This window comes from Streptomyces sp. NPDC057623 (genome assembly GCF_042800355.1).
Lineage (GTDB): Bacteria > Actinomycetota > Actinomycetes > Streptomycetales > Streptomycetaceae > Streptomyces.
In genome coordinates this window covers 1-26,600 of sequence record NZ_JBHVGZ010000103.1, presented here as the reverse complement: position 1 = coordinate 26,600, position 26,600 = coordinate 1, and the positions used below count along the sequence as shown (strand labels likewise).

Genomic DNA, 26,600 nt, shown 5'->3' with positions numbered 1-26,600 from the left:
TCGGGGGCGTGGTCCACGGCGGACAGGCTAGCTCACCCCATCGAAACTCCCGTTCGGTCCACACCCCTCAAGATCGGAACGACAACAGCCTCTAACTCCCGCTCCAGTCGGGCGACCTGGGCCTCGCTGAGGCGGGGCCGACCCGGCGAGCCCTTCGACAGCACGCCCGCCTCGCCACGTTCGCGCCAGGCCCGACGCCACCGCTCCACCGACCGCTCGCTCACCCTCAGCGCGGCAGCGATCTCCCGATTCTTCTCCCCACCCTCGAAGCGTTCCACGGCCTGCAGCCGAAACCGCTCCCGCGTGGCCCTCCCGACGTCGGTCAGCCCGCCGCCCTGCCCGTATCTCACCGGCCAAGGGCTACCTGAGGCGCCCGGCCGCTGTGACGTGAACGCCACCGACATCACTCAATCAAGTTCAGTAGCCGAGCCCGAGGGTCAGTCTCGCCAGTCGAGTTGCTGTTCCGGGATCCCGACGGAGCGGCCGTAGTCCTGAGCTTCGCGGCGGCCTTCGGCTTGCCCGCGTGGATAGCTGAAGACCTTGTTGGCGAAGACCACGAACGTGTCGGATGGAGTGTGGAAGTCGGTGTACCAACCTCCCGTTGAAGACAGGTTAGAGGCGAGCTGATCTGCGAGTCGCGGAGCCTCGGCCTCGTCGGCGGTGAAGTCCAGCAGGGTCCAGAGCCGCGGCTGGGCATCCCCGACGTCCGTCATCTCGACTCGCGTCAGCTTGGTGATCTGCAGCTGGATCCCGGTCAGCTCGGCTCCGGCTTGCAGGCTTTCGGCGATCAACACACCTTCGAGCATCTGAACCTCCTTTGATGTGGGTGAAGCGAGAGTAACCGCCGTTCTCCGGAGGCTTGTTGGGTCGGTAGCTGGGGCCGTTCATGATGGCCTGGTGGCCGGCGCTGATCAGCCGGTCCAGCAGCGACTCGGCCGACGACCCGGGTCCTGGGAGAGCGGGTAGCAGTCGCTGGGCGCCCGGTTACTGGTGATGAGGTCGACCGGACCGCGAGTTCACGCGTCTGGGTGACGGGCAGATCCGGCGAGGCATGGAAAAGAACTCCTCGACCGGCTGGTGACCGCACGTATCCCGCACGCAGGGCATCACCATCGGACGACCAGCGAGGTGTTCTGGCAACTGCCTCCGCCCGCGGGCACGAAAGCAACCCGCAGTGCGACCCTCCCGGACATGGCACCGCAGCCATGAGAGTGCCCTCGCGTCAAGAAGAGGCAACCCGGACGGAACAACCGGCGCTGTTTGTCCGTACCATCTGTACGCCAAGGTAACTTCCGGTACTTTCGACGTCCCCACGGGCATCGGCTCGTTCACCTAACAGGGGTGTGCAGCCCCTGCCGCACAGTCATACGCCGACGAAAGGTCGATCTCATGCCCGAGACAACAACTCCCCCCACAGAACTCACATCGCAGTACGTGGCCCAGGTAACCGGTGACCTCGAACGCAACGTCAAGGAGCAGGAACGCATCGGCGCGGAACTCGCCTCCCTGCAAGAGCAGCTTGCCGCCCTGCAGCAGGACCACACCGTGCTGGTGAACATGCAGCAGGCTCTCGGCATCACCGAAGCGCCCGCCGCGTCTGCGCCGGAGCCTGAAGGCACCATGGTGCCCTCCCCCCGGCGAAAGGCCAGTGCCGACAGCGGCCCGAAGAAGAGGACACGGAAGGCCCCCGCCACGCCGGCGAAGGCAGCGGCCAAGCAGCCCTCCACCAAGACCGCAGCTAAGACGGCAACTAAGACGGCTGCCACGAAGGCGGCCCAGCCCACCCTGGTCGAGCTCATCCGCCGCTCCCTCGCCGAGCAGACAGAACCGCGCTCCGCTGCGGAGATCTCCGAAACACTCGGCCAGGCTTACCCCGAGCGCCAGACCACGACCAAGGTCGTGCGCGTCACCCTTGAGGGTCTCGTGGCCAGGAGCCAGGCTGAGCGTTCCAAGCAAGGCAAATCCGTCTTCTACACCGCCCCCGCTGCTCAGCCGACTGCGGCGAAGGAGGAGGACCAGACCGAGGACACTGACAGCTGAAAGCCGGCATGCGTCGGAGGCATCGGGCGCGGTGTGCTGTCCCACGGGACTGCCCGCGGGATGCCCAGTGCGAGTCTGCGGGCGGCTGATCCGAGCGGTTGAATGCCGCGCCGCAGGCAGCAATGGGGCGTCCGAGTCAGCGGCCCGAGCTCGCTGCCCTCACAGTCGAAGACCGCCCGCCGGACGATGAACTCCACGACGGTGCCGAAGACATGAGGGCAGTCCCTGGGGGTTGGAGAGCTGTCGGCTATCGCATCGAAGGCGCGGGTCGGCTGGGCGACGTCCTCTCGCAGCGACCGCGACGGCACGATGACGTCGGGATGCCCAGGCTCTCGTAGTGATCACGCGCAATCGCCCTGCCTCGCTCGGCTGCCGAGAGCGTCCCGCACCGACGCCGCTCCTTTGTCGGACGCGAAGACGCCCCATGCTGGAGCAGTGCCTGAACCGGGCGATCGAGGCAGCGGCGGCTGACGCAAGCAGGGGAACCCGGTGGGCCGCGCCGGGCGGCGCCTCACCGGGACGACGTGGCCGGGGCTGGGGTGCTGTCGGTGCGTCACCCGCCACTCGATGAACTCCGCGTCCCTCGATCCCGTCGACCTCCGCTTCCAGGCCGGCCTTCAGGGGCGATTGCAGTCACGTACCCCGGCTCGCTGTGAGGTACCCCGGCCCCACCGAGCCATGGCGGTCGGGGCCGGGTGAGTTCGGGGTTCAGTCCGTGAGGGCCTCGTAGTCGAACCAGTCGAAGTGGACCGTTCCGGCCGAGGCGTACAGGCCGATGACCCGGCCGGTGAAGCCGCCGGCGACCTCGGTGGACAGGTAACGGCCGTCGAGCGCCGCCAGTTCGACGAACGTGCCGTCCTCGTCCTCGACGCCGAGCGAGACGGTGTCCGGTCCCTGGCGGGCGTCGGAGACCTGTCGGGTGGCGGTCATGTCGATCCTGAGCACCACGGGACCGTCGGTCGTCGGGTGGGTGGCCACCACCGAGTGGAGCGGGCCGACGCGGGCGAGGACCCGTACGTGTCCGGGGGTCGCTTCGATCTCGTAGTGGTGCTGCTCGTCGAGCCGGACGGCCAGGCCACCGCGTCCCTCGGCCGGGTCGGCCAGCGCCCGGGTACGGCAGGAGGGATGCTGCTGGCGTCGACCGAGGAAGGTGACCTCGGGGTCGTCGAGTGACTCCCCGCGGGCGTGCAGACTCAGCCAGCCGGCCCGTTCCTTCGTGGTGCAGTCCCGCGCGGGCCGGAAGCGGGGCGAGATCCAGCCGACGGCGAGTTCGCTGAGATCGAAGTCGTCGCGGACCGGCACGACGGCGGGCTCCTGGAGCGGCCACGGGGGCGCGGCCATGACGGGTGACACTTCCCCGACGACCGGCCAGTCGTCGACCCAGCTCACCGGAGCCAGGAAGGTCTCCCGGCCGAGGACGTGCCAGCCCGGAGTGCCGCCGTGTGGTCGGACCCCGAGGAAGACCATCCACCAGGAACCGTCCGGCCCCTGCACCAGATCCCCGTGTCCGGTGTTCTGAATGGGGTGGTCGGTGCCGCGGTGGGTCAGGATCGGATTGGCCGGGCAGGGCTCGAACGGGCCGTTGGGGGTGCGGCCACGGGCGATCGAGACGCCATGGCACCGTTCGGTTCCGCCTTCGGCGATGAGCAGGTACCAGTAGTCGCCGATGCGGTACAGGTGCGGTGCCTCGGGGGCCTTGGCACCGGGGGCGCCGGACCAGAGGCGCGTCGGCTCACCGAACGTCTCACCGGTGTGGGGGTCGATGCGGAACTGACTGACTCCCGCGACGGTGCACCAGCAGTTGCCGTCGTCGTCCCAGGCGAGGTCCGGGTCGATGCCGTGCACGTCGGGCAGCCGGATCGGATCGGACCAGGGGCCGGCCGGGTCGGTGGCCGTGAACAGTACGTTGCCGTCGCTGCTCACGTTCGTGACGATCAGCCAGAAGCGGCCGTCGTGATAGCGGAGCGTGGGTGCGTAGAGGCCGCCGGACGAGGGGGTCTCGGGCGGCAGGCGCAGCTGACCGGGCCGGTCGAGGGCGTTGCCGATCTGGGTCCAGTGCACCAGGTCCCGACTGTGGAAGACGGGGATACCGGGGAAGTACTCGAAGCTGGAGCACGCGAGGTAGTAGTCCTCGCCCGCCCGGCAGATGCTCGGATCCGGGTGGAAGCCGGGGATCACAGGGTTGCTGATGGTGGCGCCCGTCTCGGGCCTGCTCGACACCCTCATCGAGTCCCTTCACTCGGCAGCGGTGAGAAAGTTTCGCATCTTCATGCCAGATAGTTTCCAGCGGAGGTTAGCCACAGGCCCCGTCGCGGTCAATGCCCTCCCCTATCGCAGCGCACACCAAGTGCCCGGACACACCGGAGAAGCAGGGCGACGCGACGGCGTCGAGCCGCGCTCCTCAGCCCTTGGGCGGAGCCGTACTCGCCCGGACCGTAAGGGTCGTCGCGATCTCAAGCCCGACCTGGGGGGCCTCCTCTCCTCGGCCGAGTGTGAGCGCCAGTTCGGTCGCGGCCACGGCCATCTCGGTCAGGGGCTGGTGGACGGTTGTCAGGGGTGGGTCCACCCAGGCCACGACCGGCAGGTCGTCGAAGCCGACGACGCTCAGGTCGTCCGGGATGCGCAACCCGGCCTCGCGGGCCGCCTGGTAGACACCGAGCGCCTGTAGGTCGTTGGCGGCGAAGATCGCGGTCGGGCGTTCCGGCAGGGCCAGCAGGGAACGCGCCGCGGCGCAGCCGTCGTCGCGCGTGAGGCCGGCGTGCACGATGATCTCCGGATCGACGGGCAGGCCGGCCGCCCGCAGCGCGGAGCGGTAGCCGTCCAGCCGGGCGGCGCAGCACAGTTGGCCCTCGGGGCCGCTGATCATCGCGATGCGGCGGTGCCCGAGTTCGGCGAGGTGGCGGGTCGCGGTCCGGCCTCCGGACCAGTTCGTCGCTCCCACGTACGGGACGTCGTCCGGTAGCTCCACGATCGGGTCGAAGACGACGAACGGGATTCCCTTCGCCGTCAGCTGCTCGCGTTCGGCCTCGGACAACTGCGCCACGGACAGCACGCAGTTCGGACGCCGGGACACCGTGTCGTCCCAGGCCGGAGCCTTGCTTTCGTGCAGGCCGAACTCGGAGACCATGACGCCGACGCGGTGCTGGCGGGCCACCCGTTCCACGCCCCGGATGATCTCGACCGCCCACATGTCCTTGAGCTCGCGGAACACGAGTTCGATGACATTGCTCCGGTTGCTCCCGGCCGGCTTGCGATAGCCGTACCGGTTGATCAGCTCCTCGACACGGGCGCGCGTGTCCGCGGACACCCCCGACTTTCCGTTGAGCACCTTGGAGACGGTCGGAACCGAAACCCCGGCGGACTCGGCGATGTACGCGATCGTGACCGACTTGGGCGCGTCGCGCTCCTTGCGGTCCGGATCCGCCGGTCCATCTGCTGCGTTGTCCGCCAAAGTGACCTTCCCGATCATCCAACCGCTCGTCAGCGCCGTAGGGCCGCGCCGCGTCATTCTCGCATCTCCTACGGACGCACCTGTGGCCTCTGACACATCTTCATGTTAATTTCTCCGCCGCGCACAACGAAAGTTTCTCCTCTGTAGACACCTCAGCCACCTCAGCCACCTCAGACGGCTCCTGACATTCGAGCCGCCCCCACCGGAAGGTGCACGTGTTGACGACGCGACTGGCAAGGTTTCTCGCCTCAAGGCTTCTCTCTCCAAGGCTCCTCTTCCGGCGACGCACCAGGAGACTCGCGGCACTCCTGCTGGCGATCGCGCTGCTGCCCCTGCTGCCCGCCACCGCCCAGGCGGCCGATCCGCCGGTACCGCCGCCCAGCGCCCCGGCCGCCCGCAGCGCGGTGGCGGCCATGCAGCCCGGCTGGAACATGGGCAACACCTACGACGCCATCCCCGACGAGACCTCCTGGGGCAACCCGCCCGTGGCCAGGGCACTCCTGCAAAAGGTCAGGTCACAGGGCTTCAAGAGCATCCGCCTGCCGGTCACCTGGGGCACCCACCAGGGCGCCGCGCCCGACTACAGGATCGACCCGGCCTGGATGGCGAAGGTGCGGCAGGTCGTCGACTGGGCCCTGGACGAGAACCTGTACGTGATGCTGAACATGCATCACGACTCGTGGATGTGGGTCAACAACCTGTCGACGGACCACGACGCCGTTCTCGCCCGGTACAGGGCGACCTGGACGCAGATAGCGGCCGAGTTCCGCGACTACCCGGCCCGGCTCGTCCTCGAAAGCATCAACGAGCCGCAGTTCAGCGGCACGTCCGGCGACGACCAGAACTACCGGCTGCTGGCGGAACTCGACAGGGTGTTCCACGCGATCGTGCGGGAGTCCGGCGGCCGCAACGCCGACCGTCTGCTCGTCCTGCCCACCCTGTACACGAACTCCGAGCAGGGCCGACTCGACGCGCTGGCCGCCGAACTCGCCGACCTGCGCGACCCCATGGTGGCCACGACCATCCACTTCTACGGGTGGTGGCCGTTCAGCGTGAACATCAACGGCTACACCCGCTTCGACGCCACCTCGCAGCAGGACCTGACCGCTCAGTTCGACCGGGTGCACAACGCCTTCACCGCGCGCGGCATCCCGGTCATCGTCGGCGAGTACGCCCTGCTCGCCTACGACCACAACCGCCCCGGCGTCATCGAGGCGGGCGAGCAGCTCAAGTACTTCGAGTTCCTGGGCAACTACGCCCGCGAGCGCAGGCTCACCACCATGCTGTGGGACGCCGGTCAGTTCCTGAACCGCAACACCCTCCAGTGGCGGGACGCCGAGCTGTTCGCCCAGATCAGGTCGAGCTGGACCACCCGCTCCGGAACCGCCTCCACCGACCAGGTGTTCCTGTCGAAGTCGAGCCCCATCACCAGCCAGACGCTCACCCTGAACCCGAACGGCACCGACTTCCAGGGACTCAGGCACGGCAACCGCAACCTCGTGCAGGGCCGGGACTACACCGTCTCCGGCACCCAGCTCACGCTGACGGCCGCCGCGCTCACCGAGCTGGCCGGCGATCGGACGTACGGAGTCAACGCGACGCTGGAGGCCAGGTTCTCGCGCGGGGTGCCGTGGCGGATCAAGGTGATCACCTACGACGTCCCGGTGCTGTCGAATGCCTCCGGAGACACCGGCGGCCTGACCATCCCCACCCGGTTCCGCGGTGACCTGCTGGCGACGATGGCGGCCAAGTACGACGACGGAAGCAACGCCGGCCCGGCGGACTGGGCCGGCTACCAGCAGTGGGACGCCTCCTTCACCGCCTACACCGGCGACTCCATCAAGCTCACCCCCGAGTTCGTGAACTCCCTGAAGGACGGCTCCCGGGTGAGGCTCACCTTCCACTTCTGGAGCGGCGCCACGGTGACGTACAACGTCACCAAGTCGGGCGGCACGGTGACCGGAACGACCGGCTGACCTGGAGCCCTCCGGCTCCACCCCTCGCGCATCACTGCCGCGCGGCCGACACACGGCCGTGCGGCCCTCAGGCCTGTTCGCAGATGCCCCGACGAAAGCAGACCGCCGATGACTCTCCCTGGCCGTCCTTCGCCCGGCCTGAATCGTCGGCCCGCGCTGCCCTGATGGAGGGCGTCGCGGACATGCTCGGCAGCCGGTTTGCACCAGCTGACTGATCAACAGGTGACTACCGACGCGGGAGGAATGCTTCGCGGCCACACCCGGATACCCGGGGCCGCGCGGACAGTGCTGTGGCGGACGTAGCGGCCGGGTTGGCCGCCTGCCTCCCCCAGTCGCTGCCCGTTGCCGCTGTCACAGTGCGATGGGGCCGAGGTCGGCGGCGGTTTGGGCCAGTGCGCGGATGGTGGGGCTGTCGGCGGTGGTACGCCAGGTGAGCGCCCATTCGAGGGTGGGGGCGTCATGGAGGGGCAGGAAGACGATGCCGGGGGGCTTGTTGTAGCGGGCGGCGATTTCGCCCAGCGGGTGGACGCAGCGTCCGGCGGCGACCAGGGAGAGGATCTCGTGGAAGGTCCGCGCGGCGGGGCCTCGGGGGATGCGGCGGCCGAGCGGGGTGCGGGTGGGGACCATGGAAGCGACCCAGTACTCGGGGGCTTCGGAGCCGAGGTCGACTACGTGGTTGTCGGCGAGGTCTTCCAGGGACGCGGTGCCGCGTTGGGCGAGCGGATGGTCTGCGGCCACGGCCAGCACGCGGCCTCCGGTGAGCACGGTGGGGCCGACGGTGAGGTCCGGTTCGGCGACGGGCAGCCACAGCACGTGCGCGTCGTGCTCGCCGGTGCGCAGGGCGGTGAACGCGTCGGTGCCGTTGATCTCGCCGAACTGGATGTCGCTGCCGGGGTAACGGGTGCGGAACGCGTCGACGAGGGGGCGCAGTTCGTGTCCGGCGTGGCCGAAGACACCCAGCCGAAGGGTCCGGTGCGTGCCCGGGCCAGCTGCTTGGGCGCGGGCGAGTCCGGCGTGGAGGAGGTCGAGAGCCTGCTGCAGGTCTTCCCGCAGGCGCCGGCCGACAGGAGTCAGGGCCACGCGTCGGCTGGTGCGATCGAACAGGGCCACGCCGAGGCGGCGTTCTTGTCTGCGGATGGCTTGGCTGACGCGGGCCTGGGACACATGAAGCCGTTCGGCCGTGCGGCCGAAGTGCAGTTCTTCGGCCAGCGTCAGGAAGATCTCGATGTCGCGCAGCTCCATGCATAACTCCCACGTTATGAATAGCTCCACGGACTCTACCTTGTTCCGCCACTGACCTGCGTCGATGCTGGAAACATCATCCACCGGGCAGGCGTCAGACGCCTCCCCGACGCATCGACAGGGCAAGGGGATCCGATGAGCGCTATGCGGGCCGTCGTCGATCGCTTCGAGATCGAGGAGCTACGCGCCGAGGTCAACGACGCTGTGATGATGCGCGACTTCGACCGCGTCGCCTCACTGTTCACGCCCGACGGCGCCATGCGCTGGCCGCACATCGACAAGGAGTTCGTCGGCCGCGAGGAGATCCGCGCGGGGATCGAGTGGGGGCAAGGGCTGTGGGAGTTCTTCGTGCAGAACGTCCACCCCGGCATTGTCCGGCTTGACGGCGACACCGCGGTCGGGCGCGTGTACATCCAGGAGTTCGGGCGGATGCACGACGGCAGCTCGCACCTGAACTACGCCCTCTATCACGACGGCTACGAGCGCACCTCCGACGGCTGGAAGTTCAGCGAACGTGTCTACGAGGTCAGGTACCTCGACTCGACCCCGCTCACGGGCTCACCGCCCCGGCACCTGGGGCACAGGCGCGACTGACGACCACCGACGGGCCGACTCACCATCACCGACCACCGGCACATGCACTTCTCCCCAGCGCCAGCCGCACGCAATATCAACCAAAGGAGTAACTGTCATGATCCTGATCACTGGAGCCAACGGCGTCGTCGGGCGTCAGGTGATGAACCTGCTGCTACAGGGCGGCACGGAAAGCACGGCCATCACGGCCATCACAGCGGTCACGCGCGGTCCCGGCTCGGCCCCGCTCCCGGACGGCGTCCAAGCCGTCAGCGGCGACCTGTTCCGCCCACAGTGGATCGAGGCGGCGCTGGAAGGAGTGCAGGCCCTGCAGATCAGCCCGCGCGCCACCGGCCCGGGACTTGGCGAACTCCTGCGGCTCGCCGTCAGGCAGGGCGTGCGGCGTGTGGTGCTGCTGTCGGGCACCACCGTGGAGTATCCCGCGGGGGAAGCTTGCTTCGCCGCGCAGTTCCGGCACGCCGAGGACCTCGTCAGCAGCTCCGGCCTGGACTGGACGATCCTGCGCCTGGCCGACTTCGCTGCCAACGCACTGGCGTGGGCGCCGCAGATCAGGTCCGGTGACGTGGTGCGCGGCGCATACGGCCGAGCCACCACCTCGCCCATCCACGAAACCGACATCGCGGCGGTCGCCACACGCGCCCTCCACGGCAGCCTTCCCCCGGGCTCGATCCACACCCTGACCGGACCTCAGCCGCTGGACCAGATGGAGAAGGTGCGCCTCATCGGCGCCACCCTCGGCCGGGCACTGTCCTTCCAGGAGCTCCCGCCGGAGCACATACGCCAGGGCATGCTCGCGCAAGGGCTGCCCGCGGAGGTGCCCGACCGACTGCTCGGCTCCCTGGCCGACTACGCCCATCGCCCAGGACCCACCACCAGCACCGTGGAAGACCTGCTGGGCCGACCCGCGCGCACCTTCGCCGACTGGGCGCACGACAACGCACCGGCCTTCGGCGGCTGACGCGCCACCGGTACCCCCGACACCGCACCCACCTCACAGAAGCCCGGAAGTCCACCCATGAACCTCACTCTCTGGATCGCCGCCGGACTGCTGGCCTCGGTCGCCCTGGCCGGCGGCATCAGCAAGACCCTCATCCCCAAGGCGAGACTGGCCGCGCAGCACGGCGGGGAATGGACGCACAACGCGAGCACCGGTTTCATCAAGACCCTCGGGGTCCTCGAACTCCTGGCCGCGATCGGCCTGATCCTGCCTGCTGTGCTCGACATCGCACCGGTCATGGTGCCGGTGACAGCAGCATGCTGGATCGCCCTCATGGTCGGCGCCATGATCACCCACGGCCGCCTCGGTCAGTCCAAACTGGTGCTCCTGAACACGGTCTATCTCGCACTTGCCGTCTTCATCGCGTGGGGCCGCTTCGGCCCTTGGTCCTTCGGCAGCTGAGAAGGGTCGTCGGCGCCCCCGCCTTCCCGTGGCCGCATGCCCGGTGGCGGAAGCTGCGGCCTCAAGGCCGATGAGGTCGTTGCCGAATTACCGGTGGCGGACCAGGTTCCGGAAGGCGTCCGTGGGGCCATGAGCGATGCCAGGCTTACTGGCGACCGATTGATCACGTCTTCTCTGACCGGCATGCTCGGTCACCCGCCGATGAAACTGACTGTCTCTGCCACGTCCGCCCGCCCGGTACGCAGCCGATCGAGGTAGCAGAACAGCACGACCGGGGCCCCGAACGCCTGCGAGTTCAAAGCGGCCATCTTCATGGGCCTGTCGGGGTCGTCGCGCTCGATCCCCAGTGTCTCGTACCGCTGAGCAGCCGCAGCGGAAAAGCGGTCCACGTACGGCGAGGTCAGTTCGGCCGGGTACATCGGATACTCCCGCTCATCCCCCGGGTCTCCCGCCAGTGCCCTGGCCGTCGCACGCCTCTTCAGCTCGGCCAGGGGCTCGCCGGTCACGACATACACATGCCACGGCTGGAGGTTCCCACTCGACGGAGCCCGCGTCGCTGCGGTCAGCACGCGTTCGAGTATCTCCTTGGACACCGGCTCATCGCTGAACGCCCGCACAGCCCGGCGACTGTCCACAGCTTCGTACACGTCCACGTCTGCTCTCCCTCTCATATGGCGACCACCACCCCTCTACCGTCTTCAGCCCACACAGGAGCCGACAGGCGGTCCGGATCGCTCCTCGAAAGAGGCTCGGGCTTGAGGTCGTGACTCGACATCTCGAAGCCGGGCTCAGGCCCCGGCGGAGGCTGAGCCCGTCCGCGAAGCCTGCCCACGCCGGTACCGTGCGACGGCCCCCGTCGATCACGTACTCGGGGATGTCCTCAGCGGCTACCGAGTGACGGTGACGACGATCTTTCCTTCCGGGAGTTCAAGAAGACAGCCCGCAAACCCGGCAGCGACGCACCGCTCCCCGTCACCCTCTTCGGCAGCGAACCCGCGGACGTCGACGCCTACGTCGCGGCCGCCGGGGTTGACCGCGTCCCGTTCTGGGTGCGACCCGAAGACACCAAGGCCCTCGCCCGGACCGTCGACCGGATCGCCCTCCATCTCACGATCGCCTCGGGCGAGCACCGCAGGACGTGACGGGCCCCGAACGTCCACGCACTAGACGGCTGATAGCTTCGCGCTCGTGATCGTGTATCCGCTGTGGCATGTCGGCCACCAGAACGAAGCCGGCGACGACGGTTCGACCGTGCATGTCGACGAGAGCGGTGTGTTCTGCGACGAGTCGGACGGCGACGACGTAAAACTGCTCGGCATCTACTCAACCCTCGAACGGGTTGAAGAGCGCGTGCGCCAGGCTCGACAGCTACCCGGCTTCCGTGATGAACCGGAGTGCTTCTACTTCGACGCCTGCGAACTCGACGAGGACGGTTGGGCCGAGGGCTTCGTTCGAGTTCCGCCGGGCGAGTAGGCCCGTGGCCGTCCTTCACGACTCTCCATCGGGGCCTTCGCCCGGACGGAGGGCCGCCGCACGGACGGAAGGCAAGAGCATCACGACCAGCGATGACTGGGGCCAGGACTGCGGTGTCAGTCTGCTGAAGTATCCTTCCCGCCGCCGCACACCGACTGGGAGGACCAAGAGAATTGTCTGGCCTGTCTGCTTTCCCGCTGCCCTTTCATGCGTCCCGTTCCATAGCGTTCGCGACGCCCCGAACCCTGCGGGAACTGCAGATCATGCAGTGCAGCGCCCACATTCGGGCGAAGCCGGGGTGGTTCGGCAAGATGAACGACGCCGACATCGCCGCCAGGTGGACGCAGGAAGCGGTCGCCCAGGGCCTCACCGAAGCGCAGGTTCGCTACGTGCTTGCCGAACTCGCGCATTACGCCGCACTGCGGGACGGACGCACCGGCGTAGAGGTCTCCGCCGTCGACGGGGTATGGCAGTCGGACACACTGATCGACGACGAGCTCAGGTCCCGGCTGCGCGAGGCGGTTCGGGTTCTGGAACAGGTCCCCGAAGCGGAACAGGACTGGCATCCCGGATCCGACGGTCAGGTACTGGATCTGGTTCATCCCTCCCTGTTCTGCCTGGTGCGTGACGTGAGCGGCGCGCCCGAGCGGGCCTGGCAGAACCCGACGGACCGCTATTCGCGGCACGAGTTCTCGGAGAGATTCCAGTGGCTGCCCACTGACGTCGATGTGAGTGACGACGGCGATGTCACTTTCCGTTCGTACGTCAACAACGTCCACCCCGATACTCATCGCGAACTGGCCTGCGTCCTGCCGGACTTGTTCGCGCGCGTGCGCCCGCTACTGGAGAACGTGCTCACCGATCTGCGCCATCCGCGGCCCCTGCGGATCGAGGCCGATCCTTACGGGTGGTACGACTCGAAGCCGGAGTATCCGGACAAGTCCTCCTACAGCGATGCCGGGGCCTACGCAGAGGCCGTCCATCTGTGGGGAGAGGCCCAGGACGACTGGTGGGAGAACCGCCGCCCGGTGGTCCCGGACGCCCCGGCCTTCACTCCGCCCGAGCTGCCCGACGACTCCACCCGGGTCGACCTGCGCGGTCGCCGTCTCCAGGTCATCGTCAAGCTCGCCACCATTCATCTCACCCCGGACAAGCCCGAGTACGCCGGCGGTTCGTGGCATGTCGAGGGGATGCTGAACGAGCGGATCGTCTCGACCGGCATCTACTACTGGGACAGCGAGAACATCACCGAGAGCCGGCTGAGCTTCCGCGCGGCACTCGACGACCCGGACTACGAACAGAACGACGACAACGGTCTGCGCGAGGTCTACGGCCTGGAGGACGAAGACGCGCTGAACCAGGTGCTGGGCTCGGCGTCGACCCCAGCGGGCCGGTGCCTGGCGTTCCCGAACACCCTGCAACACCGCGTCGGCTCATTCCGCCTCATGGACCCCACCCGCCCGGGACATCGCAAAATTCTCGCGTTCTTCCTGGTCGACCCGTCGGAACAGGTCGTCTCGACCTCCGATGTGCCCCCGCAACAGCCATGGTCCGACACCTCGACCATGACGCTTGAACAGGCCAAGGAATACCGCGAACAACTCATGCAGGAACGCAAGTTCTTCGTCAACGAACACAACGAGCAGCTCTACGAACGAGAATTCTCCCTCTGCGAGCACTGAACCCCTTGTTCGTCACAGGGGTCTGCTCGGCCATCTGCCGCGTCGCGCAGGAGAGCCTCACGAAGGCCTCACGGTGCGACGCGGAGTGCGCCTCATCCTTGACAGCGAACCCGACCTCACCGTGCTCGCCGAGGCCGGCGACGGCGCCGAAGCTCTCGAAGCAACTCGCGTTCACCGGCCAGACCTGGCCATGCCTCGCCTGACCGGACTCCAGGCCGCTCGCGAACCCTTCACCTACCCCGGCGCCGTCAACGCCCTCATCCGCACAAGTCACAAGAGATCGCCGGCATGCTCATCATCAGCCCCAAGACCGTCGAACACCACCGCGCCGACATGCTCCAGAAACTCGGCCTCAAGGGCAGCCTGGAAGGTGCGCGCTACGCCATCCGCGTCGGACTGATCGAGCCGTGAGACCCGACCGGCCAAGTCACGGGCCGGCGGAGGGCAAGTGAACCAACTCGGCATCTCTCGCGCCCTGTTGAGCGGTGAGTCCCGGTAAGCGATTCGGCATGCCGGAGCCGCGTAGAGAACATGTACGGTCCAAGCGGCGTACTCGGAAAGTCTGGTCGGCGGTCTGCGGACCCCACGCTGCGCCGATCGCGGTTGCCACCGTTCTCTCCCTCACCCGACCGGAGGTCGCACGTCATGGTCACCTTCCCCCAGCCAACTCGCGGGGCGGCACGCCCGGAACACATGATCGTGGCCGGCGACGACGCGCTCGCGGAACGGCTGGCCACCGAGCTGCGCGCGGTCTACCGGGAACGGGTCACCCTCGTCGTACCGACCGGCGAGCGGCCCGGCTCGGTGGGACAGGCACGGGTCTCGGCCCTGCTACGCCGGATACAGGACGTCATCAGCCGGACCGACGACACCCTCACCGGCCGGGCGCTCGACGTCCCCCGCGTGATCGAGGCCGTCGAACTCGACGAGGCCGTTCTCGCCGAGGCAGGCGTCCGGGAAGCGGCCGCACTGGCGCTCGTGCATGACGACGACGAGACCAACATCCACGCCGCGCTCGCCGCCCGCCGCCTCAACCCTCGGCTGCGTCTGGTCATCCGGCTCTACAACCGCAAGCTCGGCCAGCACCTGGAGGAGCTCCTCGACCAAGCCGCCGCACTCGCCGTGCCCGGCCTGGACCCGGCGGCCCTGGACACCTCCACCACCGTTCTGTCGGATGCCGACACGGCGGCGCCCGCCCTCGCGGCCACCGCCGTCGCCGGCACGAGCAAGGTCGTACAGGCCGACGGGCTGCTGCTACGGGCGGTGGAGCGCACCCCGCCGGGCCATGGCGAGCCCGCTGACACCGGCCTGTGCACGCTGGCTCTGCTCTCCTCGACCACCAACGATCCGGCAGGAACGGAAGGTTCGGACGCCAGCGGCCAGGAAGGACCCGCGCTGCTGCCCGACGACGACACGGTCACCGCCGCCCCCGGCCGTGGCGCCGTGGTCCTGGAGGCCGTCACGCACACCGGCTCCACTCCCCCGTCCGGCCGGCTGACAAGACGGGGCCTGCCGCTCGGACAGCTCTTCTCCCGGCGGCTGCGCTGGACGCTGGCCGGCCTGTCCACGTCTGTCCTGGGACTGGCGATCGCCACCTGGCAGACCAGCGAACCGCATGCCCTGCATGCCGCCTACCTCACCCTCCTCGATCTGTTCGCCATCAACGACCCGGCCCTCGATGAGCCCACCTCCCGCCAGATCCTTCAACTCCTCACCGGGCTCGCAGGGTTACTCTTCCTTCCCGTCCTGCTCGCCACGGCGCTGGAAGCCCTCGGCACCTTCCGCACCGCCTCAGCGCTGCGCCGCCCACCGCGCGGGCTGTCCGGCCACGTCGTCCTGCTCGGCCTCGGCAAGATCGGCACCCGGGTGCTGTCCCGGCTGACGGAGCTCGACGTTCCCGTGGTCTGCGTTGAAGAAGACCCCGAGGCGCGCGGTATCCCACTCGCCCGCCGCCTGCGCGTCCCGGTCATCCTCGGGGACGTCACCCAGGAAGGCGTCCTCGAAGCCGCCAAGATCCACCGCGCGCACTCCCTGCTCGCCCTGACCAGCCACGACACCACCAACCTCGAAGCCGCCCTGTACGCACGATCCGTCAAGCCCGATCTCCGGACGGCGCTGCGCCTGTACGACGACGACTTCGCCAAGGCCGTCTACCGCACCCTGCGCGCCGCCCACCCACGCGCCTTGACCCGCAGCCGCAGCGTCTCCACCCTCGCGGCCCCGGCCTTCGCCAGCGCCATGATGGGCCGCCAGATCCTGGGCGCCGTCCCCGTCGAACGCCGGGTCCTGTTGTTCGCCGCCCTGAATGTCTCTGGACACCCCCAGTTGGAGAGCAGGACCATCGCCGAGTCCTTCCGCCCCGGCGCCTGGCGTGTACTGGCTCTCGACACCGCCGAGCCGGGCGAGCGCCTCCCCGACCTCGGCGCTGTGCCACGGGCCTTCGAGGGCAGCGACCGCCCCGCAGGCCTGGTGTGGGACCTCCACCCCGGCTACGTACTGCGCCCCCAGGACCGCGTCGTCATCGCCGCCACCCGCCAGGGCCTGGCCGAACTGCTGGGCCGACGTCCTCGGTCAGGTACGCAGAACAGTGCGGGGAGCAACGGGGCATGACCACCGGCGTTTTGGGCTCGTCACCCGTGACCCGGTCAGCGGGGACGCCCAGTCATGACGGTCGCACACTCTCGTCGATGAGTAGATGGGCGCGTGCGGTTGCGAACAGCTGTTTCTGAGTTGCCAGCTTCCCAGGGGTGACGGCGGTGTCGAAGAGCAGCTGGTAGACATGGCCGGCCTTGCCCGCGACGAACAGCTCGACGCGTCTGCGGGCCTCGGATTGGCCTGCCCAGTGGTAGTCGATCTCCAGCCAGAGGGCACTCTCGCCGTTCTGCCGGGTCGGGTGGGTGACGACCTTGAGGTCGGCCATCTTGGACACCGCCGTGTCGCGGTACCACTCGAGCTGTCCTGCGCCGGCTGCCTTCGGGGTCGATCCGTACGACAAGTCCCGCTTGAGACTCATGGCGTGGCTTTCGTCGGGGGAACTCCAGTTGCTCTGGATGTCACTGTCGACGTCCTGAGTCCAGCCGTCGGGGACGGCGAAGACGGCCCTGAGATCGGGTGCGCTGACACGACGCCAACCACTCGGCAATGCGGAGGGTGATGGCGCCGGGCTGCTCGGCGGCGTGGCCGACACGGACGACCCGGACGATGCGGATGATGCGGATGATGCGGACGGGTCCGGTGCGACGGACGCCGCGGCGGCCCCACCGGCCACGGGACGGTTGCCCGATGGTGAGCCCCCGATGAGTGGCACGCCGAACACCGCCAGCAGGAGGCCGACGACAGCGGTGGCCGCGGAGACCAATGCGGCAACCTCTCCCAGACTCATCCGCCGCCCCGAAGGCGTACCGTCCCCCGCACCACTCACCTTGTGCCCCCCCTCGTCTCGCCCGCCCCGGTCAGCTGAAGGAGCGCGATGGCTGCCCGACGGCACCTGGCAATGGCCCGTCTCTCAGGAGTCTCTCCAGTAGAACAGCCCACCTCCCCTGGTTACTAGGCAACTTGTGGCGTGATCCGGCCAGTGTCGGCGCCACGGCTCCGACACAGAGCTGAACGGACTCCCCCGGTTCACTACCGGCGCCATCGCCAGACAGCTGCACAGGAGTTACAGGTCGGGCGTGAGGAACTGGCGGTCGAGGAGCGGGGGTTGAATCGTTTGGCCGAGCAGGCCCAGACCGATTTCGGACGGTCGCTCCGGTATCGGCGAAGGTGGACGGGCATGCGGTCCGGCTGATCCCACACCGCACCGCATCCCAGCGCGTCGGCGCGGCCGACGAGGCTGCACAGGCACCCGGACGGGCGATTCACCGCACCCCCATAGCCGAGAGGGGGCCGGGGCCGGGGGCCTGCATCGCCATCCGGCGGGACTCGCCAGATCCCCAACCGGTTGACGCATGCCTATATGGGCATACGATGGCTGTCATGGCACGAGCAGCGACGACGTCGGACGCGTTCAACGCGATCGCCGAGCCGCAGCGCCGGGACATCCTGGCGCTACTGCGGGCGGGTGAGTGGCCGGTGACCGACCTGGCCCAGGAGCTGGGGATGAGCCAGCCGCAGGCGTCAAAGCACCTGCGGGTACTCCGGGAGGTGGGGCTGGTGCGGGTCCGCGGTGCGGGCAAGCAGCGCCTCTACGGCCTCGACGCCAGCGGGCTGCGGCCGGTCCACGAGTGGGTCGGCGGATTCGAGCGGTTCTGGAACGAGAGTTTCGACCGGCTGGACACCTACGTGCAGGACCTCAAGCAGACACGGCAGGAGGAATGACCGATGGCAGCGGCAAGGCGAGAAGCGCGGGCGGAGCCGGCGACGGCCGACCGGGAGATCGTGATCTCCCGGGTCATCGACGCCCCCCGGGAGCTGGTGTTCGAGGCGTTCACCGAGGTCCGGCACCTGTCGCGGTGGTGGGGGCCGGAGGGGTTCACCACCACCACGCGGTCCTTCGAGTTCCGCGAGGGCGGTGAGTGGGAGTTCGTGCTGCACGGGCCGGACGGGACCGACTACTCCGAGTGGATCCGCTGGCTGCTGATCGCCCCGCCGGAGCGGATCGCGCTGCTGCACGGTGAGTCGCGCGACGACCCGAACGCATTCGAGTCGGTCCTGACCTTCACGCAGGACGGCGCGGCGACCCGGATCGTGATGCGCACCGTGTTTCCGACCAGGGAACTGCGCGACGAGGCGGTCGAGAAGTACCACGCGGTCGAGGGCGGCCAGCAGACTCTGAGCAGCCTGGCGGCCTACGTCACCGACCTCGCGCGGAAGGGGGCGGAGGGCTGATGGCCGGGAAGGTGTTCTTCAGCGTGACGATGTCACTGGACGGCTTCATCGCGCCCGAGTCCGTGCCCGTTGACGACTTCTTCGCGCCCGGCAAGCAGGCCGACCCGGACGTTCAGCGCTGGCAGGCCCAGTGGACGGAGCTCCAGCAGTGGCTGTTCCCGCTGCGGTTCATCCGGCAGAACCTGAAGCTGGGCGAGGGCGGCGAGGAGGGCCGCGACAACGACATCGCGCGGGAGACGTTCGAGCGCACCGGCGCGAGCGTCATGGGCAAGCGCATGTTCGACCTCGGCGAGCACGCATGGCCGGAGGAGGCACCCTTCCACACCCCGGTCTTCGTCGTGACGCACACCAAGCGTGACCCGTGGGAACGGCCCGGCGGCACCACGTTCCACTTCGTCAACGACGGCATCGAGCACGCCCTCGACCAGGCCCGCGAGGCCGCCGGCGACCGCGACGTCCGCATCGCCGGCGGCGGCGCGACGATCCTGGAGCACCTGAACGCCGGTCTCGTCGACGAGTTCTCGATCGCGCTGTCACCGGTGCTTCTCGGCGCCGGCACCCGCCTGTTCGACGGCGTGGACGCGTCCAGGGTCGCATTGAAGCCGGTCCGTTCGGAGCCGTCGCCACGGGTGACGCACCTGACCTACGCCGTGCACCCACGGTAGCCGCGCCACCGCCACGGCCTGGTGACCCGAGCACGCCGGCGCACACGCCTGAACCACACCTCAGATGGTGAGGGAGGGCGTGGTGGCTGGGCGGAATACCGATGGACATCGCAGCCTGCGTTGACCAGGATGACGGCCGTGTCAGAGCCCAGCGTCGTCCACGTAGCCGACTATGACCCGAGCTGGCCCCGGCATGCCGCTGCCGCCATCGATGCTCTCCGAGCAGCGGCACCTGGGCTGTTCGTGGAAATCGAGCACATCGGCTCGACAGCTGTCCCGGGGCTGGCGGCCAAACCCGTCATCGACCTGATGGCCGCTGTCCACGACCTCAGGCACACCGCACCCCACCAAGCGGCGCTCGCCGACCTCGGCTTTCACCCGCACAACAACGGGATGACTGACCGGCTGCTGTACGTCCGCGCAGATGACGGGGTCCGCAGCCATATCCTGCACGTGGTGACCCTGGCGAGTTGGTCTACCCGGAACCAGCGGATCTTCCGGGACTACCTGCGCACCCATCCCGAGGACGCGACCCGATACACGCAGCTCAAGCGGGCGATCGCCGCCGCTGGTACAGGGCCGGGTGAGTATGCGCGCGCCAAGACGGCTCTGGTGCAGGAACTCACCGACCGTGCTCGCACACAACTCGGACTGCCATCGGTGCCCGTGTGGGAGAAGCGCTGAGTCTTTGCCAAGCTGGTTGCGCGCAGGCTGAGTTGACAAGAGCTGCGTGAGGGGAAGGGTGAAGCTCCTGGTAGATGGGTTGTCGACCAAGAGCAACCTGTCCGACCTGCTGGTCACGCAACAGTGCGAGCGTGGGACGCGGTGGCGCCGGCTTCCAGCGAGTCGACAGGCCCTGCTCGTCCTGACCCATTTGCGGTGCGGACACACCTACGCCCAGCTCGCCGCCGGTTTCGGCGTCGGTACCACCACCGCGTATCGGTACGTGGCTGAAGCCGTCGAGATCCTTGCGGCCCGTGCGCCGGATCTGGCCGCCGCCGACCGGCCGTACTACTCCGGCAAACCACCGGCACGGAATGAACGTGCAGGTGATCGCCGATCCGTTCGGAAACCTGCTGTGGGCATCACCCGCACTGCCCGGCGCGGTCCACGACATCCGGGCCGGCCCGCACCCACGGCATCATCGACGCCCTCACCCAAGCCGACATCCCGCGCTAGGCCGACAAGGCGCACCAAGGTGCTGGCGGCACCGCCCAGGTGCCCTACCGGGGGCGCTAGGAGAACCTGTCGGCCGGGCAGCAAGCCGTACTGGGCCTCCACCTCGCACCATCAGTATGAGGTTGGAAAGCCTCACTCAGTGATCGCGTTACGGGGCTCTCCCGCCCTTGAGACATGGGAATATTTCTATGCACAATTACCGATAGTCATTTCAGAATAGAGCAAACTGACACTTTCCCCATTAGTGGTTAGCTCATCAATTCCATCGTCACCCCTTTCCACGCTCCAGGTTTCCGAATACGGCGCAGGGAGGGACTGCTCATCTTGCTTTTCCAGTGCCACCTTGGGTGAATACTGGATGGTCTTCCCTTGGATTTCGAACTCTCCAACCTCGGTATAGTTGCCTTCTTTGTACACATAGGTCCAATCGGATTCAAATTCTGCGTAACTTGACTTGTCTTCGGTAATCCAGCTACCCACCAACTCCCCCGGCAACGTGGCGGGTTGCTCCGCCATGGCGGTCTCAGCATTCATTGCGACCAGCGCCAAACTCAAGAGAGCAGCACCTATACCATTGCGCATGGGGCTGGACAGATGAATACCGACGCCGCGCATGGATGCCCCCTAGTGGCGGGGATGAGAGGAAGCCTTTCTGTCATTCTGCACCCCTGCGGCGCACTCCTGCATCTCGATCTTTCGCATTACTCCTCGCGCATCAGCAGCTTCAGTTCAGGATTGACCCAGTTCATGACTAAGATGTAGACAGCTCAACTCTTCATTTCGCCATCCTTATTGTTTGCCATTCGCATATTGAGATGTTGACCCGACGTGTGCCATGGTCCGGCTGCACGTACTGGCACTGGCGGCTTGCGCAGTGCTCGGTTCCGGAACTTGCCGACCGTCGCATCCGGCCGAACCCGAAGGCCAGGTGGGCGATGGCAGTTGACGGGTTCCCTTGGATCGCAGGGCGCCTCATCCGCCCTCCCGCCAGACATCCCACCGAAACTGCACCCGTTCCCCCAAGCCACGTTATCTGCAGAGCGGAAACCTCAGGGATCGTCGCTGATTACTGACGGGCGGAGTTGGGAGGCGGCTCCATTGTTGGGGCTACGTGTGGGTGGGGCAGACAGCATCGGCCGATTGACCTGGGAGATAGGCGGTGCGTTCCTGGGAAGTCAGGTCTCGGTTGACGGCACCGCAGATCTTTCCGATCGCCGCGGCGGGTTGAGGGAGGGCGACACTCCACAATCGCGCGGTGAAATCCGTGCTGCCTGTGGCGACCATGTGGTCGTGAGGGCTGAACGCTACTGCGATCACAGGATCGGTGTGTCTGGTCAGTGTGACGCGCTCTTTTCCGGAGGCCCTGTCCCATAGTCGTGCGGTGTGGTCGCTGCTGGCAGTGGCAGGGGTTTCACCGTCGGGGCTGAAGGCCACAGAGTGCACCTCGCTCGTGTGCCCGGTCAGGGTGGTGCGAGTCTTGGCTGTCGCCACGTCCCACAGTCGTGCTGTCTCGTCATTGCTGGCGGTGGCGAGGGTCTCGCCGTCAGGGCTGAACGCCACCGATCTGACCGCGCCGTTGTGCCCCCGCAGGACATGTCGAGTGGTTCCCGTGGTCACGTCCCACAGCCGAGCGCTGTAGTCATAGCTGCCGGTGGCGAGGGTCTCGCCGTCCGGGGCGTACGCGACCGAGGTCACCTCGTCCGTGTGTCCTTTCAGCGTGGCACGGTGGGTCCCGGTGGCGGCTTCCCACAGCCTCACGGTCCGGTCGGTTCCGGTGCTGGCGAGGGTCTTGTCGTCAGGACTGAACGCCACCGAAGTCACACCGCTGATATGCCCCTGAAGAAGGTGGAGGAGCTTGCCGGTGGCCGCCTCCCACAGCCGGACCGTAGAGTCGAAACTGCCCGTGGCCAGTGTCTCGCCGTCATGACTGAACGCCACCGTGCTCACCGCATCGGTGTGTCCCTCCAAGGTGCGGCGGGCCGTCCCGGTGGCGACGTCCCACAGCCAGGCCGTTTTGTCTCCGCTGCCCGTGGCGAGGGTTTGGCCGTCAGGGCTGAACGCTACTGCCTGCACTGAATCGGCGTGTCCTGCCAGCGTGGTGCCCGTCACAGCCGGAGTCAGGTTCCACAACCGTACGCTGCGGTCCCTTCCAGCGCTGGCAAGGATCTTGCCGTCAGGACTGAACGCCATGTGAGACACCTGATCGCTATGCCCCGTCAGTGCCGTGGTCGTGGCGCCGGTGGCCGCGTCCCACAGCCGCACGGAGTGATCGCCCTGAAAGCCGCCCGCAGTGGCCAATGTTTTGCTGTCGGGGCTGAAGGCGACCGATTCGGTGTCGGCGGTCAGAGTCGTGGCGGGCTTGCGCGTGCCCAGGTCCCACAGCAATACAGTGACATCGTCTCCGGCGGTGGCGAGAGTCTTGCCATCAGGGCTGAAGGAGACCGCGACCACCGGAGCGGTGTGCCCCGGCAGCGTATCGAGGAGCTTGCCGGTGGCCACGTCCCACAGCCGTGCCCGGGAGTCGTCACTGCCGCTGGCCAGAGTCTTGCTGTCTGGGCTGAACGCGACCGAGTTCACCGCTCCCGTGGGTGCCGTCAGCACAGGGCCCGCCTCATTGGCGGTCAAATCCCAGAATTGCACCTCGTTGCCACTCGCCGCGGCGAGGATCTTGCCATCGGGGCTGAACGCCACCGAGCTCACTACGTCAGGGTGTCCGCTGAGTCTGGCAACGGGCTCACCGGTGGCCACTTCCCACAAGTACACAAATGTGTCGCGGCTTGCGGTCGCGAGTGTCTTGCCGTCGGGGCTGAAAGCGACCGAATACACCTCGTCCGTGTGCTTCTTCAAAACGTGGCGGGTCTTGCCGGTGGTTGCGTCCCACAGCCGCGCGGTGTGGTCGTTACTGCCGGTGGCCAGGGTCTTGCCGTCTGGACTGAACGCGACCGAGGTCACCGTACGGGCATGGCCGGACAAGCGCCGCTGCAGGGGGAGGTCGGCGGCGGTGCGCAGGCTATGGAGCGCCTCCGCGGTTGGACTGGCGCGGTATGCCTGGATGGCCAACAGTGAAGCGAGTTCGGGGTTGGTTCTGATGAGCCGGTCGGACTGGACGGCCAACTGCCGTGACAGTGCCGCCTCGCGTCCGGCGACCGCCTCCCGCCATTGCCATAACGTACCCCCGGCGGCTAGCAGCGCGAGCACCAGCAGGGTCGCAAGGGTGGTGTTGAGGCGTCTGCGGCGCTGGGCGACGGCCTCTTGGCGTCGTTTGCTTGCGGTGATGTAAGCGGAGATGTCGTCGGGCAGACCGCGTTGCCGTGACCAATTGAGGCCCTCGGCGAGCGCCGTTCCTGCCAGCAGGTCTCCCGGGTCGTTCTCCTCGGCCCACCGTGCCCGCCGTTCACGCGTGCTGTCGAGCCATTCCTGGAACTGGTGCTCTTGACGGATCCACGCGCCCAGCACACCCCAGTCGCGGATGAGCGCATCATGGATCAGTTCCGCGACCGGCTCTCCCGGAGGGGCATCGGGGTGCTGCTCGGGGTCGCGGAACGTCTGCGTGGTGATGATGCGGTGGCGTGTCAGGGCGGCCAGGACGACATCGACGTCACCACCCCGTGCGTCGTCGGGACCGGCCGCCAGGCCGCGCAGTTCGTCGAGCGGGACCTGCGCACGGACGGCTGGGATTCGTCGACTGCGGTCTTCGGGACGGACCAGGGAGGTGAGGATGAGCCTCGCGAGGGGCTCTTGATCGGGTGACAGCTCGTCGAGGGCGCTGTCGCACCATGTGGTCAGACTTCCGCTGACCGCCCCGATCCGCCGGTAGGCCTCATGCGTGAGGTAGCCGTCCTTCCGCCGCACCCACAGCTGGCTCAGCGCCAGCTCCAGCAGGGGCAGTGCAGTGACGGGGGCCTCCTCATCCGTGGCCAGGACGTCGGCGATGATCTGCTCCGGCAGGCCTGGCTGGAACTGGAGCCCTACGTTGTGCGCGGGCCGCGTGATGATGTCGTACAGGTCCTCCTGGCTCAACGAACCTGGCACATTGAGCAGTCCCGGCATCGCGGCGTCCAGCAACGTAGGAGCATGAGCGGCGAGTTGGGGGTAGAAGTCATCCCGCATGACGAGGACGATGCTCAGCTGAGCGGACGATGCGGCGGCCGCGGTGATCTCGTCGGCGGCGGTCATGTGCTGTAGCGACCGATCTTCGGCGCCCTGCGTGAAGAGCTCTTCGAACTGGTCGATGACGAGCAGGACACGTTGACAGCCGGGCTCAGCGGCCAGTCTCTGCCTGACTGCCGCCGCGATCCCGTCATCGGCTGCTCCGGGCAGCCCCGCCTTCTCGATCTCGGCGATCAGGTCCTGTCCGGGACGGATCACCATCGGCAGCCACTGATCGCTCCCTGGCACCCGTCCCTCTGCCAGGGCGTGCAGCACCCCCGCCTGGATCAGCGACGACTTCCCCGAACCGGACGGCCCGAGCAGCAACGTGAGCCGGCGCTGCCCGGCGAGGCCGGCCAACACCTGTCGTACCGCCTCCCTGCGCCCCTCGAACCAGTGGGCATGCTCTTCCCTGAAAGGCTCCAGTCCCCGGTACGGGCACACCTCCCGCACCTCCAGCTCCGGCACGATCTCCCGGAGAGCCTGGGTCGGGGTGACGTAGGCGATGCCCTGCCCCCGCTCGAACGCGTCGGGCGCTGTGATCTCGGTGAGCATGCCGATGACAAGGCCTGTGACCTCGTCCAGGACCGGACCGCCGCTGAAGCCGGTGGTCAGGTCGTTGGCGGCGGTGAGCTGCAGCAGCGAGCCCCGGACGGTCGAAGGCGGAAGCAGGTCGCCGGCCACTCCGAAACCGAAGTGCCCGTCCGGCGGGGCCTGGGCCGGGAAACCGAACGACTTGACCCGATGGTTACGGCAGCCTTCCGCCGAGCCCAAGGGGACTGACCCCATGCCGGGCCATGTGCCAGTGAGCCGGACCACAGCCACGTCCTCGGACTCCGGTGCGCGCCACATCCCCTCCACGACCTGGCCCTCGACCGCCCGTGCATCCGGCACGTGCGGAAAGTCCAGCCGCACCGTCTCCCCAGGCCCGCCCCCCGCCGCCACGATCACATGTGCACAGGTGACCAGCAGCCCCTCGGCCACCAGGAACCCGGCGCCCGCCACACTCCCGTCCGCGCAAAGGACCTGCGCCACGGCAGCGGGCAGGGACGAGGCGGCTGGACCGGAGTTGTTCATGGCATCGGCGTGCATCAGAGCAACCCGGGCCGCGCGCTGCTTGTGGCGGCCGGAGGAGTGATCACGAAGGGCGCCAGGCGGGTTGTCATCTGGACGGGGCCGAGTCCTCGAAGAACGACAGGTTCCAGGGCCTCCTGCAGCGGGCCCTCGTACGCGGACTCGGCCTCGACCAGAACGCAGCCCTCGCCCTCCAGCGGAATCCGAGTCAGGGGTACCACGAGGCCTCCTCCGTCTGCCGTCCTGGCCAGCGTCACCCGGCGCGAACCGGAGCCGCACCATAAAGTAGGCCGTACGAACGAGACCCGAAGGCGGCGAGTTCCCGGTGGGAACTCTGGTCTCCTTGGCTCCGACCGGTCCGAGTCCACCGCCTTACGGAACACCGCGAAGGCGGCGGTGCCCGACAGGAGGACGGGCCGACGTCCCACCAGGTCGGTCATGGGGTCCAGGACGAGTTGTCCGGTGATCACGCCGAGCAGGAACGCAGTCAGTGTCGTCTGCATGTCGGAGACTCTGGTGTCCAAGGAGCGCGCCATGTCCGGTAACGCCGGCACGTACATGTCCGTCGCCAGCGGACTGACGGCCCCCAGACCGGCGATGACGGTGAGAAACACTGTGCGGGAGCCGCCCCTTGGCACCGCTGCGGCAGTCCCCCGGGCCCGGCCCGTGCGCCCGGCCGTCAGTCGCGTGCGCCCTTCTCTGTCCGGCGGCCGTTCGTCTCCAGGTGCTTTTGCGCGGATCAACTCCAGGTCTTCCTAACCTCGATCTTTCGTGACGGTCCGCCGACGGAGTCGGTGGGCCGTTTCGCTTTCTGTGGCTGGTGGTGGGCAGGCTGAGGAGCCGTGTGTC

Annotated in this window: 22 protein-coding genes and 3 pseudogenes; 14 read left to right on the top strand and 11 right to left on the bottom strand. The window is 67.9% G+C overall.

Annotation, left to right across the window (positions count from 1 at the left end; genetic code table 11):
* Positions 1-32: 32 nt before the first annotated feature.
* Both ACFU95_RS47180 and ACFU95_RS47175 read right to left on the bottom strand, forming a co-directional pair.
* On the bottom strand, positions 33-404 hold the full coding sequence (locus ACFU95_RS47180; protein WP_383842784.1) for a helix-turn-helix domain-containing protein: 372 nt from the start codon (positions 402-404) through the stop codon (positions 33-35).
* A gap of 33 nt (positions 405-437) precedes the next feature.
* Positions 438-806 carry a hypothetical protein gene (locus tag ACFU95_RS47175; RefSeq protein WP_383842782.1) on the bottom strand — a complete coding sequence of 123 codons (369 nt, stop codon included), beginning with the start codon at positions 804-806 and terminating at the stop codon, positions 438-440.
* A 583-nt stretch (positions 807-1,389) separates the two neighbouring features.
* Here ACFU95_RS47175 and ACFU95_RS47170 point away from each other — a divergent pair.
* Positions 1,390-2,040: a hypothetical protein gene (locus tag ACFU95_RS47170; protein WP_383842779.1), complete on the top strand. Its 651-nt coding sequence runs from the start codon at positions 1,390-1,392 to the stop codon at positions 2,038-2,040.
* A gap of 708 nt (positions 2,041-2,748) precedes the next feature.
* On the opposite strand, the gene ACFU95_RS47165 is transcribed toward ACFU95_RS47170, so the two are convergent.
* Positions 2,749-4,266: a glycoside hydrolase family 43 protein gene (locus tag ACFU95_RS47165; protein WP_383842776.1), complete on the bottom strand. Its 1,518-nt coding sequence runs from the start codon at positions 4,264-4,266 to the stop codon at positions 2,749-2,751.
* 175 nt (positions 4,267-4,441) lie between these two features.
* Complete coding sequence (locus ACFU95_RS47160) at positions 4,442-5,548, bottom strand: LacI family DNA-binding transcriptional regulator (RefSeq protein WP_383842774.1); 1,107 nt, start codon at positions 5,546-5,548, stop codon at positions 4,442-4,444.
* A gap of 161 nt (positions 5,549-5,709) precedes the next feature.
* Here ACFU95_RS47160 and ACFU95_RS47155 point away from each other — a divergent pair, with 161 nt between their 5' ends.
* Complete coding sequence (locus tag ACFU95_RS47155; protein ID WP_383842771.1) at positions 5,710-7,467, top strand: cellulase family glycosylhydrolase; 1,758 nt, start codon at positions 5,710-5,712, stop codon at positions 7,465-7,467.
* Between the two features lie 351 nt (positions 7,468-7,818).
* On the opposite strand, the gene ACFU95_RS47150 is transcribed toward ACFU95_RS47155, so the two are convergent.
* Positions 7,819-8,709, bottom strand: coding sequence for a LysR family transcriptional regulator (locus tag ACFU95_RS47150; protein ID WP_383842768.1), 891 nt, complete (start codon positions 8,707-8,709; stop codon positions 7,819-7,821).
* A gap of 135 nt (positions 8,710-8,844) precedes the next feature.
* Between ACFU95_RS47150 and ACFU95_RS47145 the strand changes: the two genes are divergently transcribed.
* From ACFU95_RS47145 to ACFU95_RS47135, 3 genes are all read left to right on the top strand, one after another.
* Complete coding sequence (locus tag ACFU95_RS47145) at positions 8,845-9,303, top strand: nuclear transport factor 2 family protein (RefSeq protein WP_383842765.1); 459 nt, start codon at positions 8,845-8,847, stop codon at positions 9,301-9,303.
* Between the two features lie 97 nt (positions 9,304-9,400).
* Complete coding sequence (locus tag ACFU95_RS47140) at positions 9,401-10,261, top strand: NAD(P)H-binding protein (RefSeq protein ID WP_383842762.1); 861 nt, start codon at positions 9,401-9,403, stop codon at positions 10,259-10,261.
* A 57-nt stretch (positions 10,262-10,318) separates the two neighbouring features.
* Positions 10,319-10,702 (top strand): DoxX family protein, encoded by a 384-nt coding sequence (locus ACFU95_RS47135; protein WP_383842759.1) that lies wholly within the window; start codon positions 10,319-10,321, stop codon positions 10,700-10,702.
* A gap of 245 nt (positions 10,703-10,947) precedes the next feature.
* Here the strand turns inward: ACFU95_RS47135 and ACFU95_RS47130 are convergent.
* Both ACFU95_RS47130 and ACFU95_RS47125 read right to left on the bottom strand, forming a co-directional pair.
* Positions 10,948-11,355, bottom strand: a pseudogene (locus ACFU95_RS47130) (nitroreductase family protein); the annotation flags it as partial.
* A gap of 234 nt (positions 11,356-11,589) precedes the next feature.
* On the bottom strand, positions 11,590-11,808 hold the full coding sequence (locus ACFU95_RS47125; protein ID WP_383842756.1) for a hypothetical protein: 219 nt from the start codon (positions 11,806-11,808) through the stop codon (positions 11,590-11,592).
* Positions 11,809-11,890: 82 nt separating this feature from the next.
* Here ACFU95_RS47125 and ACFU95_RS47120 point away from each other — a divergent pair, with 82 nt between their 5' ends.
* The 4 genes and pseudogenes from ACFU95_RS47120 to ACFU95_RS47105 all read left to right on the top strand — a co-directional run bounded on the left by ACFU95_RS47120 (position 11,891) and on the right by ACFU95_RS47105 (position 16,467).
* Positions 11,891-12,175: a hypothetical protein gene (locus tag ACFU95_RS47120; protein ID WP_383842754.1), complete on the top strand. Its 285-nt coding sequence runs from the start codon at positions 11,891-11,893 to the stop codon at positions 12,173-12,175.
* Between the two features lie 173 nt (positions 12,176-12,348).
* Entirely contained in the window at positions 12,349-13,857 is a 1,509-nt protein-coding gene (locus ACFU95_RS47115) for a DUF4246 domain-containing protein (RefSeq protein WP_383842751.1), read from the top strand.
* A 22-nt stretch (positions 13,858-13,879) separates the two neighbouring features.
* Positions 13,880-14,268 (top strand): annotated as a pseudogene (locus ACFU95_RS47110) (response regulator transcription factor).
* A gap of 234 nt (positions 14,269-14,502) precedes the next feature.
* Entirely contained in the window at positions 14,503-16,467 is a 1,965-nt protein-coding gene (locus ACFU95_RS47105; protein ID WP_383842748.1) for an NAD-binding protein, read from the top strand.
* 52 nt (positions 16,468-16,519) lie between these two features.
* Here ACFU95_RS47105 and ACFU95_RS47100 read toward each other — a convergent pair whose 3' ends face one another.
* Positions 16,520-16,870 carry a hypothetical protein gene (locus ACFU95_RS47100; RefSeq protein ID WP_383842745.1) on the bottom strand — a complete coding sequence of 117 codons (351 nt, stop codon included), beginning with the start codon at positions 16,868-16,870 and terminating at the stop codon, positions 16,520-16,522.
* A gap of 962 nt (positions 16,871-17,832) precedes the next feature.
* Here ACFU95_RS47100 and ACFU95_RS47095 point away from each other — a divergent pair.
* The 5 genes and pseudogenes from ACFU95_RS47095 to ACFU95_RS47075 all read left to right on the top strand — a co-directional run.
* Positions 17,833-18,174, top strand: a complete 342-nt coding sequence (locus ACFU95_RS47095) for an ArsR/SmtB family transcription factor (protein WP_383842742.1) — start codon at positions 17,833-17,835, stop codon at positions 18,172-18,174.
* Positions 18,175-18,177: 3 nt separating this feature from the next.
* Entirely contained in the window at positions 18,178-18,684 is a 507-nt protein-coding gene (locus ACFU95_RS47090; protein ID WP_383842739.1) for an SRPBCC family protein, read from the top strand.
* Positions 18,684-19,349: a dihydrofolate reductase family protein gene (locus ACFU95_RS47085; protein WP_383842736.1), complete on the top strand. Its 666-nt coding sequence runs from the start codon at positions 18,684-18,686 to the stop codon at positions 19,347-19,349. The genes ACFU95_RS47090 and ACFU95_RS47085 overlap by 1 nt, the downstream gene beginning before the upstream one ends.
* Before the next feature lie 138 nt (positions 19,350-19,487).
* Positions 19,488-20,033 (top strand): GrpB family protein, encoded by a 546-nt coding sequence (locus ACFU95_RS47080; RefSeq protein WP_383842733.1) that lies wholly within the window; start codon positions 19,488-19,490, stop codon positions 20,031-20,033.
* Between the two features lie 46 nt (positions 20,034-20,079).
* Positions 20,080-20,585 (top strand): annotated as a pseudogene (locus ACFU95_RS47075) (transposase family protein); the annotation flags it as partial.
* Between the two features lie 129 nt (positions 20,586-20,714).
* On the opposite strand, the gene ACFU95_RS47070 reads toward ACFU95_RS47075, so the two are convergent.
* From ACFU95_RS47070 to ACFU95_RS47060, 3 genes are all read right to left on the bottom strand, one after another.
* On the bottom strand, positions 20,715-21,143 hold the full coding sequence (locus ACFU95_RS47070; RefSeq protein WP_383842730.1) for a hypothetical protein: 429 nt from the start codon (positions 21,141-21,143) through the stop codon (positions 20,715-20,717).
* 492 nt (positions 21,144-21,635) lie between these two features.
* The gene (locus ACFU95_RS47065) at positions 21,636-25,754 is read right to left on the bottom strand and encodes a trypsin-like peptidase domain-containing protein (RefSeq protein WP_383842787.1); all 4,119 of its coding nucleotides are present in this window, start codon (positions 25,752-25,754) and stop codon (positions 21,636-21,638) included.
* A gap of 14 nt (positions 25,755-25,768) precedes the next feature.
* Positions 25,769-26,365 carry an MFS transporter gene (locus ACFU95_RS47060; protein WP_383842727.1) on the bottom strand — a complete coding sequence of 199 codons (597 nt, stop codon included), beginning with the start codon at positions 26,363-26,365 and terminating at the stop codon, positions 25,769-25,771.
* Between the last annotated feature and the right edge of the window lie 235 nt (positions 26,366-26,600).

Excerpts from the sequence above, each read along its gene's own strand:
- ACFU95_RS47180 (WP_383842784.1), bottom strand. The coding sequence starts at position 404 with ATGTCGGTGGCGTTCACGTCACAGCGGCCGGGCGCCTCAGGTAGCCCT.
- ACFU95_RS47175 (WP_383842782.1), bottom strand. The coding sequence starts at position 806 with ATGCTCGAAGGTGTGTTGATCGCCGAAAGCCTGCAAGCCGGAGCCGAG.
- ACFU95_RS47170 (WP_383842779.1), top strand. The coding sequence starts at position 1,390 with ATGCCCGAGACAACAACTCCCCCCACAGAACTCACATCGCAGTACGTG.
- ACFU95_RS47165 (WP_383842776.1), bottom strand. The coding sequence starts at position 4,266 with ATGAGGGTGTCGAGCAGGCCCGAGACGGGCGCCACCATCAGCAACCCT.
- ACFU95_RS47160 (WP_383842774.1), bottom strand. The coding sequence starts at position 5,548 with ATGACGCGGCGCGGCCCTACGGCGCTGACGAGCGGTTGGATGATCGGG.
- ACFU95_RS47150 (WP_383842768.1), bottom strand. The coding sequence starts at position 8,709 with ATGGAGCTGCGCGACATCGAGATCTTCCTGACGCTGGCCGAAGAACTG.
- ACFU95_RS47145 (WP_383842765.1), top strand. The coding sequence starts at position 8,845 with ATGAGCGCTATGCGGGCCGTCGTCGATCGCTTCGAGATCGAGGAGCTA.
- ACFU95_RS47140 (WP_383842762.1), top strand. The coding sequence starts at position 9,401 with ATGATCCTGATCACTGGAGCCAACGGCGTCGTCGGGCGTCAGGTGATG.
- ACFU95_RS47135 (WP_383842759.1), top strand. The coding sequence starts at position 10,319 with ATGAACCTCACTCTCTGGATCGCCGCCGGACTGCTGGCCTCGGTCGCC.
- ACFU95_RS47125 (WP_383842756.1), bottom strand. The coding sequence starts at position 11,808 with ATGGAGGGCGATCCGGTCGACGGTCCGGGCGAGGGCCTTGGTGTCTTC.
- ACFU95_RS47105 (WP_383842748.1), top strand. The coding sequence starts at position 14,503 with ATGGTCACCTTCCCCCAGCCAACTCGCGGGGCGGCACGCCCGGAACAC.
- ACFU95_RS47100 (WP_383842745.1), bottom strand. The coding sequence starts at position 16,870 with ATGAGTCTCAAGCGGGACTTGTCGTACGGATCGACCCCGAAGGCAGCC.
- ACFU95_RS47095 (WP_383842742.1), top strand. The coding sequence starts at position 17,833 with ATGGCACGAGCAGCGACGACGTCGGACGCGTTCAACGCGATCGCCGAG.
- ACFU95_RS47090 (WP_383842739.1), top strand. The coding sequence starts at position 18,178 with ATGGCAGCGGCAAGGCGAGAAGCGCGGGCGGAGCCGGCGACGGCCGAC.
- ACFU95_RS47085 (WP_383842736.1), top strand. The coding sequence starts at position 18,684 with ATGGCCGGGAAGGTGTTCTTCAGCGTGACGATGTCACTGGACGGCTTC.
- ACFU95_RS47070 (WP_383842730.1), bottom strand. The coding sequence starts at position 21,143 with ATGCGCGGCGTCGGTATTCATCTGTCCAGCCCCATGCGCAATGGTATA.
- ACFU95_RS47065 (WP_383842787.1), bottom strand. The coding sequence starts at position 25,754 with ATGAACAACTCCGGTCCAGCCGCCTCGTCCCTGCCCGCTGCCGTGGCG.